Source organism: Streptococcus mitis (assembly GCF_002096895.1).
Taxonomy (GTDB): domain Bacteria; phylum Bacillota; class Bacilli; order Lactobacillales; family Streptococcaceae; genus Streptococcus; species Streptococcus mitis_AH.
In genome coordinates this window covers 144,777-157,875 of record NZ_NCVI01000017.1, presented here as the reverse complement: position 1 = coordinate 157,875, position 13,099 = coordinate 144,777, and the positions used below count along the sequence as shown (strand labels likewise).

The window sequence follows — 13,099 nt, the reverse complement described above, 5'->3', positions numbered from 1 at the left end:
ATCAATGCCAAATTACAATATTCCATTTTCACCACCTGATATCACAGAAGCTGAAATTGCTGAAGTAGCGGACACTCTACGTTCTGGTTGGATCACAACAGGTCCTAAGACAAAAGAACTGGAGCGTCGCTTGTCTCAATACACACAGACACCTAAGACTGTCTGTCTCAACTCTGCGACAGCCGCTCTGGAGTTAATTTTGCGCGTCTTGGAAGTGGGTCCTGGTGACGAAGTCATCGTTCCAGCCATGACTTACACAGCTTCATGTAGTGTCATCACGCACGTAGGAGCGACTCCTGTCATGGTGGATATTCAAGCAAATACGTTTGAGATGGACTATGACTTGCTGGAGCAAGCTATCACTGAAAAGACAAAGGTGATCATCCCAGTAGAGCTCGCAGGGATTGTTTGCGACTATGACCGTTTGTTCCAAGTTGTGGAGAAGAAACGTGATCTCTTTACCGCTTCAAGCAAGTGGCAACAGGCCTTTAACCGTATCGTGATCGTGTCTGATAGTGCCCATGCTTTGGGATCTACTTATAAAGGACAACCAGCTGGTTCTATCGCTGACTTTACTTCCTTCTCATTCCACGCAGTTAAGAACTTTACAACTGCAGAGGGTGGAAGTGCTACTTGGAAAGCCAATCCAGCGATTGACGACGAAGAGATGTACAAGGAATTCCAAATCCTTTCCCTTCACGGGCAAACTAAGGATGCTCTTGCCAAGATGCAACTGGGTTCATGGGAATATGATATCGTCATACCAGCCTACAAGTGCAATATGACAGATATCATGGCTTCTCTTGGTTTGGTACAATTGGACCGCTATCCAAGTTTGTTGCAACGTCGTAAGGACATTGTGAACCGCTATGATCGTGGTTTTGCAGGTTCTCGTATCCATCCATTGGCACACAAGACTGATACTGTAGAATCTTCACGCCACCTTTACATCACCCATGTAGAAGGAGCGAGCTTAGAAGAACGCAATCTTATCATCCAAGAATTAGCTAAAGCAGGAATTGCAAGTAACGTCCACTACAAACCGCTTCCGCTCTTGACAGCCTATAAGAATCTTGGCTTTGATATGGCGAATTATCCCAAGGCCTATGCCTTCTTTAAAAATGAAATTACGCTTCCTCTTCATACTAAACTAAGCGATGAAGAAGTGGACTATATCATTGAGACTTTCAAAACAGTTTCTGAAAAAGTACTAGCTTCATCAAAAAAATTGTAAAAAAGTCTTGACAAAGAAAAAACAAAGTATTAAAATAAGTTCAACAAATCAGAAAAGTAACTATTTTTGATCTTCAGGGAGCCTGTGGTGATTGTGAACAGGTGGTTGGAAGTAGTGAAAGTGGGCTGATTTTAAAAATGAATTTGAAACAATGAAAATTCGGTGCGCACACCTTACAGTGCAACTTGTTGTTAGACAAGGTAGAGATGTAAAGGGGATAGTCCCTTTATAATTGAGGTGGCACCGCGTTACCAACGCCCTCACGCAGAAGTAGATTCTGTGTGTGGGCTTTTTTCATATCTTGGAACCAATACAGAAAGAGGAAAATTTTATGACAACTAAAGGTTATTTTGGACAATTTGGTGGTAGTTTTGTACCGGAGCCGATTCAGGCTTTGTTGGATGAGTTGGAAGTGACATTTGACAAGTACAAGGATGATCCAGAGTTTTTGGCAGAATTTCGCCATTACTTAAAGGACTATTCAGGTCGCGAAACACCGCTCTATTTTGCGGAAAGTTTGACAGACCACTTAGGTGGCGCTAAGATTTATCTCAAACGTGAAGACCTTAACCACCTTGGTTCTCACAAGCTAAACAACGTTTTAGGACAGATTCTTTTGGCCAAACGTATGGGCAAAAAACGAGTAATCGCAGAAACAGGAGCTGGTCAGCACGGGGTTGCGACGGCGGCAGCTGCAGCCAAGTTTGGTATGGCCTGTGATGTCTACATGGGGGCAGAGGATGTGGAACGTCAACGTCTCAATGTTTTCCGTATGGAGATGATGGGAGCAACTGTTCACGCAGTTGAAACGGGAACACGAACTCTTAAGGATGCGGTTGATGCAGCCTTTGGAGCATGGATGAATGATTTGGAAGCCTTCTATGTTCTGGGATCTGCTGTAGGGCCTCACCCTTATCCTACCATTGTTCATGAGTTCCAAAAGGTCATCAGTGAAGAATCTCGCTGTCAAATCTTAGAAAAAGAAGGTCGTTTACCAGACTACGTTATTGCCTGTGTAGGTGGTGGTTCTAATGCTATTGGTGCTTTTTCTCAGTATGTGGCTGATGAAGAAGTTAAATTGGTTGGGGTAGAAGCTGCTGGGCACGGGCTTGATACAGACAAGCACGCAGCTACTATGACAAAAGGTAGTATCGGAATTGTTGATGGCATGAAGACCTATGCAGTCTTTAAGGAAGATGGAGAGCTAGCTCCAGTTTACTCTATCTCAGCTGGACTGGACTATCCAGGTGTTGGCCCAGAGCACGCCTACTTCAAAGATTCAGGTCGCGTGGAATATGTCGCTGCGACGGATGAAAAAGCTGTTCAGGCTCTCCTCCTTCTCAGCAAGACTGAAGGAATTATCCCAGCGATTGAAAGTTCGCACGCTATCGCAGAAGCAGTTAAACGTGCACCGAAACTAAGTAAAGACGACATTATCATCATCAATGTCTCTGGTCGTGGAGACAAGGATGTAGCTGCAATTGCGGACTACCTAGAAGCTAAAAAATAAAAGATGGAAAAATTACAGTCTTTTCTCTCACAGAGAGCTTGTGGTTGCTGAAAACAAGCAGAGAAAGCTGTAAGGTTGGGTCCATCTGAAACGAGAGAAGAAAACATAATTCTCAAGGGAGTGCCCTTTATCGCACAGCCTGTTACAGAACCTTTCTAAGACAGGAATGAGAGATAGGAGAAATCCTATAATTGAGGTGGCACCGCGAATTTCGTCCTCACGCAAGTTATTTTGCGTGGGGATTTTTCATACAGTCACCACGGACTAGAAGTAGAACTGAAAGGGAAATTACAATGGAACGAATCATTCATGGAGATGTCTTATCACCAATCTTGGCTTATATGCGCCTAAAGGGGCAACACAAGGTTATTTTAGAGAGTATTCCGAGAGACAAGGAAACCGCTCGTTTTTCTATCTTAGCCTATAATCCAGTTTTTGAGATTAAGTTTGAAAATGGAGTTCTTTATCAAAATGGTCAAGTGATTGATCGGGATCCCTTGGATTTCCTTTATGAAGTGACTCATAAGAACCAGCACCATTCAGACCTCCCTTTTGGTGGGGGAGCCATTGGATTTGTTGGCTACGATATGATTTCGCTTTATGAAGAAATTGGTCAAATTCCTGAAGATACAATTGGAACTCCAGACATGCATTTCTTCGTCTATGAGAGTTACATGGTCTTTGACCACAAGAAGGAAAAAATCCATGTCATAGAGGATGCTCTTTATAGTGAGCGTAGCCAAGAAGACTTGGAAGAAGCCTTGAACCAAGTGCTTGAGGAATTACGCATTCCTGCTCCAAATGAATTTGAAGACTTGGATCTATCTCCACTGGACTTCAAACCGCATATCGCTCCTCAGAAGTTTGAGGAAATGGTGGAAACAGCTCGTGACTTGATTCGCAACGGGGATATGTTCCAATGCGTGCTCAGTCAGCGCTTCTCAGCAGAAGTTACTGGAAATCCATTTGACTTCTACAGAAATCTCCGCGTGACCAATCCATCAAATTACCTCTATTTCTATGACTTTGGGGATTATCAAATCATCGGTGCCAGTCCAGAAAGTTTGGTTTCTGTCAAAAATGGCATCGTGACAACCAATCCGATTGCAGGGACACGACCAAGAGGAGCTACGGATGAAGAAGACAAGACTTTGGCGACAGACCTGCTTTCGGATGAGAAGGAAACAGCAGAGCATCGGATGTTAGTAGACTTGGGGCGAAATGATATTGGTCGCATCTCTGAAACGGCCAGTGTCCAAGTCACTAAGTATATGGAAGTGGAGCTTTTCCGTTATGTCATGCATTTGACCAGTGTGGTCAAGGGGCGTTTGCTTCCAGAACTCACTGCCATGGATGCCTTGAAAGCAACACTTCCTGCTGGAACAGTTTCAGGAGCACCAAAGATTCGGGCCATGAGACGCATCTATGAACTGGAAACAGAAAAACGGTGCGTATACGCAGGAGCAATCGGCTACTTGTCTGCGACGGGTGATATGGACTTCGCCATTGCCATCCGAACCATGATTCTCAAAAATCAAACAGCTTATGTGCAGGCTGGGGCAGGGATTGTCTATGACTCTATCGCCCAAAACGAATACCAAGAAACCATTAACAAGGCTAAATCTATGACTAGAATTGGAGAACTAAGACCATGATTTTATTGATTGACAACTATGATTCTTTTACCTATAACTTGGCCCAATATATTGGGAATTTTGCAGAGGTTCAGGTCTTGAGAAATGATGATCCTAAGCTGTATGAAGAAGCTGAAAAAGCAGATGGTCTGGTCTTTTCTCCTGGTCCTGGTTGGCCAGTTGATGCTGGAAAGATGGAAGACATGATTCGTGATTTTTCTGGCAAGAAGCCGATTCTTGGGATTTGTTTGGGCCACCAAGCCATCGCAGAAGTCTTTGGCGGTAAGCTAGGCTTGGCTCCCAAAGTCATGCATGGGAAACAGAGCAATATCAGCTTTGAAGCGCCATCTGTTTTGTATCAAGGTATCGAGGATGGTCGTGCGGTCATGCGTTACCACAGTATTTTGATTGAAGAAATGCCAGAAGACTTTGAAGTGACAGCTCGTTCGACTGATGACCAAGCCATTATGGGAATTCAACACAAAAGCCTACCAATTTATGGCTTCCAGTACCATCCAGAGAGCATTGGAACGCCAGATGGCTTGTCTTCTATTCAGAATTTTATCGAGAAGGTTGTAAAGTGAGGAAACTAGGATGAAAGAGATTATTGAAAAACTAGCAAAATTTGAAAATTTATCAGGTGTGGAAATGACGGATGTCATTGAGCGTATTGTAACTGGGCGTGTTACTGAGGCGCAGATTGCTTCTCTCCTTTTGGCTCTTAAGATGAAGGGGGAAACACCTGAAGAACGCACAGCCATTGCCCAAGTCATGAGAGGGCATGCCCAACATATTCCAACTGAAATTCATGATGCCATGGACAACTGTGGTACAGGTGGAGACAAGTCTTTCAGTTTTAATATTTCCACAACTGCAGCCTTTGTCTTGGCTGGTGGCGGTGTTCATATGGCAAAACACGGTAACCGCTCGATTTCTTCTAAATCTGGTTCTGCAGATGTCCTCGAAGCCTTGGGCATCAACCTAGACCTCAAACCAGCTGAACTAGGTAAGGTCTTTGATAAAACTGGCATCGTCTTTCTCTTTGCTAAAAATATGCACCCAGCTATGAAATACATCATGCCAGCTCGTTTGGAGTTGGGAATTCCAACGATTATGAACTTGACTGGTCCCCTGATTCACCCAATGGCTTTGGAAACACAGCTTCTTGGAATTAGTCGTCCAGAACTTCTAGAAAGTACAGCTCAGGTTTTGAAAAATATGGGTCGCAAACGTGCTATTGTAGTAGCTGGGCCAGAAGGACTGGATGAAGCTGGTTTGAACGGAACAACCAATATTGCTCTTCTTGAAAATGGCGAAATCACCTTGTCAAGCTTTACTCCAGAGGATTTGGGAATGGAACGCTACGCTATCGAAGATATTCGTGGAGGCAATGCTCAGGAAAATGCAGAAATTTTGCTTAGTGTTCTGAAAAACGAACCAAGCCCATTTTTGGAAACTACGGTCTTAAATGCTGGTCTTGGTTTCTATGCTAATGGTAAGGTAGATAGCATCAAGGAAGGAGTTGCCTTGGCCCGTCAAGTCATTGCTAGTGGCAAGGCCCTTGAAAAACTCAGACTGTTGCAGGAGTATCAAAAATGAGTCAGGAATTTTTAGCACGAATTTTGGAGCAGAAGGCGCGTGAGGTTGAGCAGATGGAGCTGGAGGAAATCCAGCCCCTGCGCCAGACCTATCGCTTGGCTGACTTTTTGAAGAATCATCAAGACCGTTTGCAAGTAATTGCTGAAGTTAAGAAAGCTAGCCCTAGTTTGGGAGATATCAATCTCGATGTGGATATTGTGCAACAGGCCCAGACTTATGAAGCAAACGGTGCAGTGATGATTTCGGTTTTGACAGATGAGGTTTTCTTTAAAGGCCATTTGGATTATCTGCGGGAAATTTCTGGTCAGGTAAACATTCCGACGCTCAACAAGGACTTTATCATTGATGAAAAGCAAATCATCCGTGCCCGCAATGCAGGTGCAACAGTCATCTTGCTCATTGTGGCAGCCTTGTCCGAAGAACGCCTCAAGGAACTTTATGACTATGCGACAGAGCTTGGTCTGGAAGTCTTGGTGGAAACCCACAATCTAGCTGAACTAGAGGTGGCTCACAGACTTGGTGCTCAGATTATCGGAGTTAATAACCGCAACTTGACCACCTTTGAAGTTGACTTACAAACCAGTGTAGACTTGGCTAAATACTTTGAGGAATGTCGTTATTACATTTCTGAATCTGCTATTTTCACAGGGCAGGATGCAGAGCGAGTAGCACCATACTTTAACGGCATTTTAGTAGGGACAGCTCTCATGCAGGCAGAAGATGTAGCCCAGAGAATCAAGGAGTTGCAGATTGACAAAGGTTAAAATTTGCGGATTATCGACCAAGGGAGCGGTGGAAGCAGCCGTTTCAGCAGGAGCGGACTACATCGGTTTTGTCTTTGCACCTAGTAAAAGACAGGTGACCTTGGATCAGGCTGCTGATCTGGCTGAGATCATCCCTTCAGACGTAAAAAAGGTTGGTGTATTTGTTTCACCAAGTCGGGCAGAACTGCTAGAAGCGATTGACAAGGTTGGCTTGGACTTGGTTCAAGTTCACGGTCAGGTGGCAGATGATTTATTTGAGAATTTGCCTTGCGCCAGTATTCAGGCTGTGCAGGTGGATGGAGAGGGTCATGTGCCCAATTCTCAGGCAGACTATCTACTCTTTGATGCCCCTGTGGCAGGAAGTGGCCAGACCTTTGACTGGGGTCAACTAGATACTACCGGACTAAATCAGCCTTTCTTTATCGCAGGTGGGCTGAAGGAAGACAATGTAGTACAAGCAATTCAACACTTTACCCCCTATGCAGTAGATGTATCGAGCGGAGTGGAGACAGATGGACAAAAAGATCATGAAAAGATTAGAAGATTTATAGAGAGGGTAAAGCATGGCATATCAGGAACCAAATAAAGATGGATTTTACGGAAAATTCGGAGGACGTTTTGTCCCAGAAACATTGATGACAGCAGTTTTGGAGTTGGAGAAGGCCTATCGTGAAAGTCAGGCAGATCCCAGTTTCCAAGAGGAATTAAACCAACTCTTGCGCCAGTACGTGGGACGTGAAACTCCCCTTTACTACGCAAAAAATTTGACCCAGCATATCGGCGGAGCCAAGATTTATCTTAAACGTGAAGACCTTAACCATACAGGGGCCCACAAGATTAACAATGCCTTGGGACAAGTTTTGCTTGCTAAACGCATGGGTAAAAAGAAAATTATCGCTGAAACAGGTGCTGGTCAGCACGGTGTGGCAACTGCAACTGCTGCAGCCCTCTTTAACATGGAATGTACTATCTACATGGGTGAGGAAGATGTCAAACGCCAAGCCCTCAATGTGTTCCGTATGGAGCTTTTGGGAGCTAAGGTTGAGGCAGTGACAGACGGTTCGCGCGTGCTCAAAGATGCGGTCAATGCAGCTCTTCGTTCATGGGTGGCTAATATCGATGATACCCACTATATCCTTGGTTCTGCCTTGGGGCCTCACCCATTCCCAGAAATCGTCCGTGACTTCCAAAGTGTCATCGGTAGGGAAGCCAAACAACAGTACCGTGACTTGACAGGTCAAGATTTACCAGATGCTCTAGTAGCCTGTGTTGGTGGTGGGTCGAATGCTATCGGGCTCTTCCATCCATTTGTAGAAGATGAGTCAGTAGCCATGTATGGGGCTGAAGCAGCTGGACTTGGTGTGGATACGGAGCACCATGCAGCTACCTTGACCAAGGGTCGTCCGGGTGTCCTTCATGGTTCTCTCATGGATGTGCTCCAAGATGCCCATGGTCAAATTCTTGAAGCCTTCTCTATCTCAGCAGGTTTGGACTATCCTGGTATCGGTCCAGAACATTCTCACTACCACGATATTAAACGTGCCAGCTATGTTCCTGTGACAGACGAGGAAGCCTTGGAAGGATTCCAGCTCTTGTCTCGTGTGGAAGGGATTATCCCAGCATTGGAATCTAGCCATGCCATTGCCTTTGCGGTGAAATTGGCCAAAGAACTCGGTCCAGACAAGTCCATGATTGTCTGTCTATCAGGTCGTGGGGACAAGGATGTGGTCCAAGTCAAAGACCGCTTGGAAGCAGATGCAGCAAAGAAGGGAGAAGCTCATGCCTAAGACACTAACAGAAAAATTAAATGCTATAAAAGCAACTGGAAAAGGAATTTTTGTTCCCTATATCATGGCTGGAGACCACGAGAAAGGTTTGGATGGTCTCGGAGAAACGATTCACTTTTTAGAAGATTTGGGTGTCTCTGCAATTGAAGTGGGCATTCCCTTTTCAGATCCTGTCGCAGATGGACCTGTTATCGAAGAAGCTGGCTTGCGCAGTTTAGCCCACGGGACCTCTACCCAGGCTTTGGTTGAAACCTTGAAAACCATTGAAACAGAGATTCCACTGGTCATTATGACCTACTTCAACCCCCTCTTTCAGTACGGTGTGGAGAACTTTGTCAAAGATTTGGCAGATACAGCGGTTAAGGGCTTGATTATTCCAGACTTGCCTCATGAGCATGCCAACTTTGTAGAACCATTTTTGGCAGATACAGATATCGCCTTGATTCCCCTAGTTAGTTTGACGACAGGGATTGAGCGCCAGAAAGAATTAATTAAAGGGGCAGAAGGATTTGTCTATGCTGTTGCCATCAATGGGGTGACAGGGAAATCTGGCAATTACCGCGCAGACTTGGACAAGCACTTGGCACAATTGCATCAAGTGGCCGATATCCCAGTCTTGACAGGTTTTGGCGTATCTAGTCAAGCCGATGTAGAACGCTTCAATGCAGTGTCAGATGGCGTTATCGTCGGTTCAAAAATCGTAAAAGCTCTCCACCAAGGAGAGCCGATTCAGGACTTTATCAAACAAGCAGTAGATTACCAAAAATAATCACACAAGTAGCGAGTAAGAGGAAAGGCACGAAAGGAAGTCTTTCCTTTTTATTTTGCAGGAGAAAGGCTAGAATTCCTGTTGCAGAAGCAAACTGAATCAAGATGAGTAATTCTGTTGCGCTAAAGACGAGAGCACAAGAAGCTAAAAAGAGAAAATCCCCTGCGCCCATGCGGATATCGATAAAATGAGCCAAAAAGCCAAGAGCAAGGAAAAAGACCATGACCAGATTCCAGCCAGAGGAAGCCATGAGGATTAGGTGGAAAGTCATCCAGACCAGTAGGGGATATTCCTGATGGCGAAAGTCGTAGATGCCCAAGGTCAAACCAGCGGTGATTAGGATGACTTGACTCAAGGAAAGCAATTCCCAAGACCAAGCCAGAAAGAGGAGCCCTAAGCCTAGTTCCAAAAGGGCATACCAGACTGGATAAGGAGCCTTGCAGTAGCGACAGCGAAAGCGATTGAGCACCTGCGAGAGAATCGGAATCAAATCTAGCGGACGCAAGCGAGTCTGACAGGAATCGCAGTGACTAGCCGGTCGGATAATGGAATGTTCTGGAAAACGGTCAATGACCAAACCAAGAAAGGAAGCGAGAATGCTCCCGACAAGAAAAAAATAAAAATCAATCATACTTATCTATTCGTAAAAAATAGGAGAAGTAGTATAATGGAGAAACATAGATAAGATGGTGAGGCAAAGATGATAATTCGTTTTGAAGAAAAGGTGAGCACAGAAAACGCTCAGCTCGTATGCCAATGGTCCAACTCCCTTGGCAAATCCTTTCAAGAACAATGGATGGGACCAAGGATTCCTTTTCCCTTGACCATTCAAGTTTTGCAAGAGTTGGAAGGAATCTTTTCAATCTTTGAAGGACAAGAGTTTGTGGGGCTTATCCAGAAAATCAGGCAAGAAGACAGTAATCTTCATATCGGAAGATTTTTTATCAACCCCCAGAAACAGGGGCAAGGCTTGGGTAGCCAGGCTTTAAGGAAATTTGTTAGTTTGGCCTTTGAAAATGGAGACATAGGTAGTATTTCTTTAAATGTCCTCGAAGCAAATCAAGCAGCCCAGCACCTTTATCAAAAAGAAGGATTTGAAATCGTTCAAATGGTTGAAGCACCTGTACGAAAATACATCATGAAAAAGGGGAGATAGAAGCAAACAGCCTTGAAATCAATGTTGACTGCGATGATGAACCTGAATCAGCCCCTCAAAAGGGACTGTATATGAATGAACGTTACCAGTATTTAAAAACTAAAGAATATCAGGCACTTTTATCTTCCAAGGGTAGACAAATTTTCGCTAAACGTAAGATTGATATGAAATCTGTCTTTGGGCAGATAAAGGTTTGTTTGGGTTATAAGAGATGTTATCTGAGAGGTAAACGTAAAGTGAGAATTGACATGGGATTCGTACTCATGGTCAACAACCTGCTGAAATATAATAAGAGAAAGAGGCGAAATTAAAAAGCTAGAGTTCCGCAATTGGAAATCTCTAGCTTTTTGTTTTCTGAGAATCATCTTGACTCAGACTCTTTTGACTAATGTTACTAAAAAGATAAAGTAACTTTTAGCCTTATTTATTGTCGCCACTCAACATGTTTTTAACACCTTCGATAGCACCTTCTACAGCGTCTTTGGCATCTTCAGCAACTTCTTTTACTTTAGAAACAACTTTTTCAGCTGTTCCTTCTTTTTCCATTTTTTCATCACCGATGGCTTTTCCAACACCTTCTTTAATAGAACCTTTAGCTTGATTTAATTTTTCTTCTACTGACATGATAATTTTTCCTGTTATATTTATTTTATCTTAGTTTACACGAGTTTTTTCGTGAGATACTACACCAGTTGCTGCACCTTTAACAGCTTCTACACCTTCACTAACTTTTTCTTGAACAGTTGAGAAACCAGATCCAAGACCAGATTTAGCTTTTTCGAATTGTTCTGAAGCGAATTCTCCTGTTGATTCAGCAACGTCAGATACGCGATCTTGAAGGCTTACTGAGTCTGCTTCATGTTGTTCTTTAGTTTTGATGTCGACAACGTTTACGTTGATTTCAACAACTTCCAAGTCAGTCATTTTAGCAACTTCTGAAGATACGATTTCTCTGATTTCTGAATATAAAGCTGGAACATTTTTTTGGTACTCAGCAATAATGTTTAAGTCAACTGCAACTTGTGTTTTACCAACTTCTACGTTAACACCACTTGTTACGTCATCGCTGTTAACGATTTTTTCTTTAAGATTTGAGAAGAAACCACCGTCGATTCCCAAAAGACCTGAAACGTTTTCTAGTGACAGACCAATGATTTTTTGGATAACTTTATCTTCGTAAGTAAGTTCCCCTTTGATTTCGTGAGCTACAGCAGTAGCATCTTTCTTTTCTACGTTAGTGTTAATGTTTTTTTCGTTTGACATATGAAACTCCTTTAATTAAATTAGTAATTTTTATTTTTTTTTTATTTATCTATATAGTTTTTTTCGATATATAATCCAGCTGCAACTCCCAGTGCTCCTAAAATCAATACAAATATTGTTTTGAAGAAGCCAAAGGAGATAATCAAACAAGCGAGAAATACGCCTATGAGACCAGCGATAATTGGATATCGATATTGTTTAAGCCATTCCATTTTTACTTCCTTACTTCACACGACTAACAGTCTTTTTGTTTTGAGGTTTTGGTTTAGGCTGGTAGTCTTTTACTAGAACTTCTAGTTTAACCTGACGCTCAATACCAAAAAACTGCTTCAATCCATTAGTTATTTCATTTTGAATTAGTTGGCATCTGTCAGCGATGTTGTCCGAAGGAAGAATTTTACCTTCTACATGAACGAAACATTTATTTTTTCGTAAATTTACATGAACAGTTGGGTTCTTGATCAATCCATGATCACTCACCAAACTTCTAACAAAACCTTCGATTGCTGAATTCTTTAATTTCAATGTATCGTTTTTAGTTTCAAGTTGAATTTCCAAATAACGTTTAGGATAAAACAATACAACTAACATCGATAACAAAACTAAAGTTGATAGAGCCACTATCCCCCAGAATATATATCTAGAGAGATAAAATTCAACGAAATGATTCTGTCTCCAGCTAAATAGCTGAATGCCTAGATCACTAACTTGATGATAATCTATCAAAACAGGAAGGAAAATTGTCAAGATTAAAATACAGAAAATAATGAAACATATTTTCTTTGCTTTTGACATATACAATCCTTTCGATTTAACATTTAAACTATTTTTACCCGTCTAATCTATTTAAAAATAGTTTATTACTACAAGTAATTATTTTTTACCTGTAAAGAATGATACTACAGTAACAACAATTACTGCTCCTGCAATAGATGGGATCAAAGCCATTCCAGCTATGGATGGGCCCCAACTACCTAAAAGGGATTGTCCTACAGATGACCCGACTAAACCAGCGAATACATTTGCGACGATTCCCATAGAAATACCTTTTTTAGTGATTCTACCTGCTAAAAGTCCAATAAGACCTCCAGCAATGATTGACCACAATATTGCTTACCCTCCTTTTTTATTTTAATATCAAAAAATAAATCAATTCCTTTGATTATTGCTATTGTATAATTTTAATATAAAATAATCAATTATTTTGATTATTATATAATTTTAATATCAAGAAATCATTATTTTTTTGATTGTTGCTATTATATAATTTTTAAAATTAAAAATATAATCTTTCGACTTGAATTTGATTCTGTATTCACGCCCTCAATAGACGGTAAAATAAGAAAATTGTTTATATATTGCCTCCGTAGTGTTATTATACGA

Annotated in this window: 16 protein-coding genes, 1 pseudogene and 2 other annotated features; of the genes and pseudogenes, 11 read left to right on the top strand and 6 right to left on the bottom strand. The window is 42.2% G+C overall.

The genetic code is table 11. The features are described 5' to 3' along the window. Positions 1-4: 4 nt before the first annotated feature. From B7697_RS02665 to trpA, 9 genes are all read left to right on the top strand, one after another. Positions 5-1,234, top strand: a complete 1,230-nt coding sequence (locus tag B7697_RS02665) for a DegT/DnrJ/EryC1/StrS family aminotransferase (RefSeq protein WP_084950201.1) — start codon at positions 5-7, stop codon at positions 1,232-1,234. A 40-nt stretch (positions 1,235-1,274) separates the two neighbouring features. Then, positions 1,275-1,499, top strand: a binding site (T-box leader). A 66-nt stretch (positions 1,500-1,565) separates the two neighbouring features. Then, entirely contained in the window at positions 1,566-2,744 is a 1,179-nt protein-coding gene (trpB, locus tag B7697_RS02660; protein WP_084950199.1) for a tryptophan synthase subunit beta, read from the top strand. Next, positions 2,741-2,966: a binding site (T-box leader), on the top strand. Its footprint overlaps the gene before it by 4 nt. A gap of 71 nt (positions 2,967-3,037) precedes the next feature. Next, positions 3,038-4,399, top strand: a complete 1,362-nt coding sequence (gene trpE / locus B7697_RS02655) for an anthranilate synthase component I (protein ID WP_084950198.1) — start codon at positions 3,038-3,040, stop codon at positions 4,397-4,399. Further along, entirely contained in the window at positions 4,396-4,962 is a 567-nt protein-coding gene (locus B7697_RS02650; RefSeq protein WP_084950196.1) for an aminodeoxychorismate/anthranilate synthase component II, read from the top strand. The genes trpE and B7697_RS02650 overlap by 4 nt, the downstream gene beginning before the upstream one ends. Positions 4,963-4,972: 10 nt before the next feature. After that, positions 4,973-5,977 carry an anthranilate phosphoribosyltransferase gene (trpD, locus tag B7697_RS02645; RefSeq protein ID WP_084950194.1) on the top strand — a complete coding sequence of 335 codons (1,005 nt, stop codon included), beginning with the start codon at positions 4,973-4,975 and terminating at the stop codon, positions 5,975-5,977. Next, complete coding sequence (trpC, locus tag B7697_RS02640) at positions 5,974-6,741, top strand: indole-3-glycerol phosphate synthase TrpC (protein ID WP_084950192.1); 768 nt, start codon at positions 5,974-5,976, stop codon at positions 6,739-6,741. The genes trpD and trpC overlap by 4 nt, the downstream gene beginning before the upstream one ends. Then, complete coding sequence (locus B7697_RS02635) at positions 6,728-7,327, top strand: phosphoribosylanthranilate isomerase (RefSeq protein ID WP_084950190.1); 600 nt, start codon at positions 6,728-6,730, stop codon at positions 7,325-7,327. The genes trpC and B7697_RS02635 overlap by 14 nt, the downstream gene beginning before the upstream one ends. Next, positions 7,305-8,528 (top strand): tryptophan synthase subunit beta, encoded by a 1,224-nt coding sequence (gene trpB / locus B7697_RS02630; RefSeq protein ID WP_000331265.1) that lies wholly within the window; start codon positions 7,305-7,307, stop codon positions 8,526-8,528. Before B7697_RS02635 ends, trpB (B7697_RS02630) begins: the two co-directional genes overlap by 23 nt. Further along, positions 8,521-9,297 (top strand): tryptophan synthase subunit alpha, encoded by a 777-nt coding sequence (trpA, locus tag B7697_RS02625; RefSeq protein ID WP_084950188.1) that lies wholly within the window; start codon positions 8,521-8,523, stop codon positions 9,295-9,297. Before trpB (B7697_RS02630) ends, trpA begins: the two co-directional genes overlap by 8 nt. Here the strand turns inward: trpA and B7697_RS02620 are convergent. Beyond that, positions 9,269-9,928 (bottom strand): prepilin peptidase, encoded by a 660-nt coding sequence (locus B7697_RS02620; RefSeq protein WP_084950186.1) that lies wholly within the window; start codon positions 9,926-9,928, stop codon positions 9,269-9,271. The genes trpA and B7697_RS02620 overlap by 29 nt on opposite strands. Before the next feature lie 69 nt (positions 9,929-9,997). Here B7697_RS02620 and B7697_RS02615 point away from each other — a divergent pair, with 69 nt between their 5' ends. Further along, a complete protein-coding gene (locus B7697_RS02615; RefSeq protein ID WP_084950184.1) occupies positions 9,998-10,453 on the top strand; it encodes a GNAT family N-acetyltransferase in 456 nt (151 codons plus the stop codon). A 41-nt stretch (positions 10,454-10,494) separates the two neighbouring features. Beyond that, a pseudogene (locus B7697_RS02610) lies at positions 10,495-10,764 on the top strand (transposase); the annotation flags it as partial. Positions 10,765-10,873: 109 nt separating this feature from the next. On the opposite strand, the gene B7697_RS02605 reads toward B7697_RS02610, so the two are convergent. The 5 genes from B7697_RS02605 to B7697_RS02585 all read right to left on the bottom strand — a co-directional run bounded on the left by B7697_RS02605 (position 10,874) and on the right by B7697_RS02585 (position 12,826). Next, on the bottom strand, positions 10,874-11,077 hold the full coding sequence (locus B7697_RS02605; protein ID WP_000109960.1) for a CsbD family protein: 204 nt from the start codon (positions 11,075-11,077) through the stop codon (positions 10,874-10,876). A 30-nt stretch (positions 11,078-11,107) separates the two neighbouring features. After that, positions 11,108-11,716 (bottom strand): Asp23/Gls24 family envelope stress response protein, encoded by a 609-nt coding sequence (locus B7697_RS02600; protein ID WP_000064110.1) that lies wholly within the window; start codon positions 11,714-11,716, stop codon positions 11,108-11,110. Positions 11,717-11,757: 41 nt separating this feature from the next. Further along, on the bottom strand, positions 11,758-11,928 hold the full coding sequence (locus B7697_RS02595; protein ID WP_000455064.1) for a DUF2273 domain-containing protein: 171 nt from the start codon (positions 11,926-11,928) through the stop codon (positions 11,758-11,760). Positions 11,929-11,938: 10 nt separating this feature from the next. After that, the gene (amaP, locus tag B7697_RS02590) at positions 11,939-12,511 is read right to left on the bottom strand and encodes an alkaline shock response membrane anchor protein AmaP (RefSeq protein ID WP_020901648.1); all 573 of its coding nucleotides are present in this window, start codon (positions 12,509-12,511) and stop codon (positions 11,939-11,941) included. A 78-nt stretch (positions 12,512-12,589) separates the two neighbouring features. Next, positions 12,590-12,826, bottom strand: a complete 237-nt coding sequence (locus B7697_RS02585; RefSeq protein WP_078238145.1) for a GlsB/YeaQ/YmgE family stress response membrane protein — start codon at positions 12,824-12,826, stop codon at positions 12,590-12,592. Between the last annotated feature and the right edge of the window lie 273 nt (positions 12,827-13,099).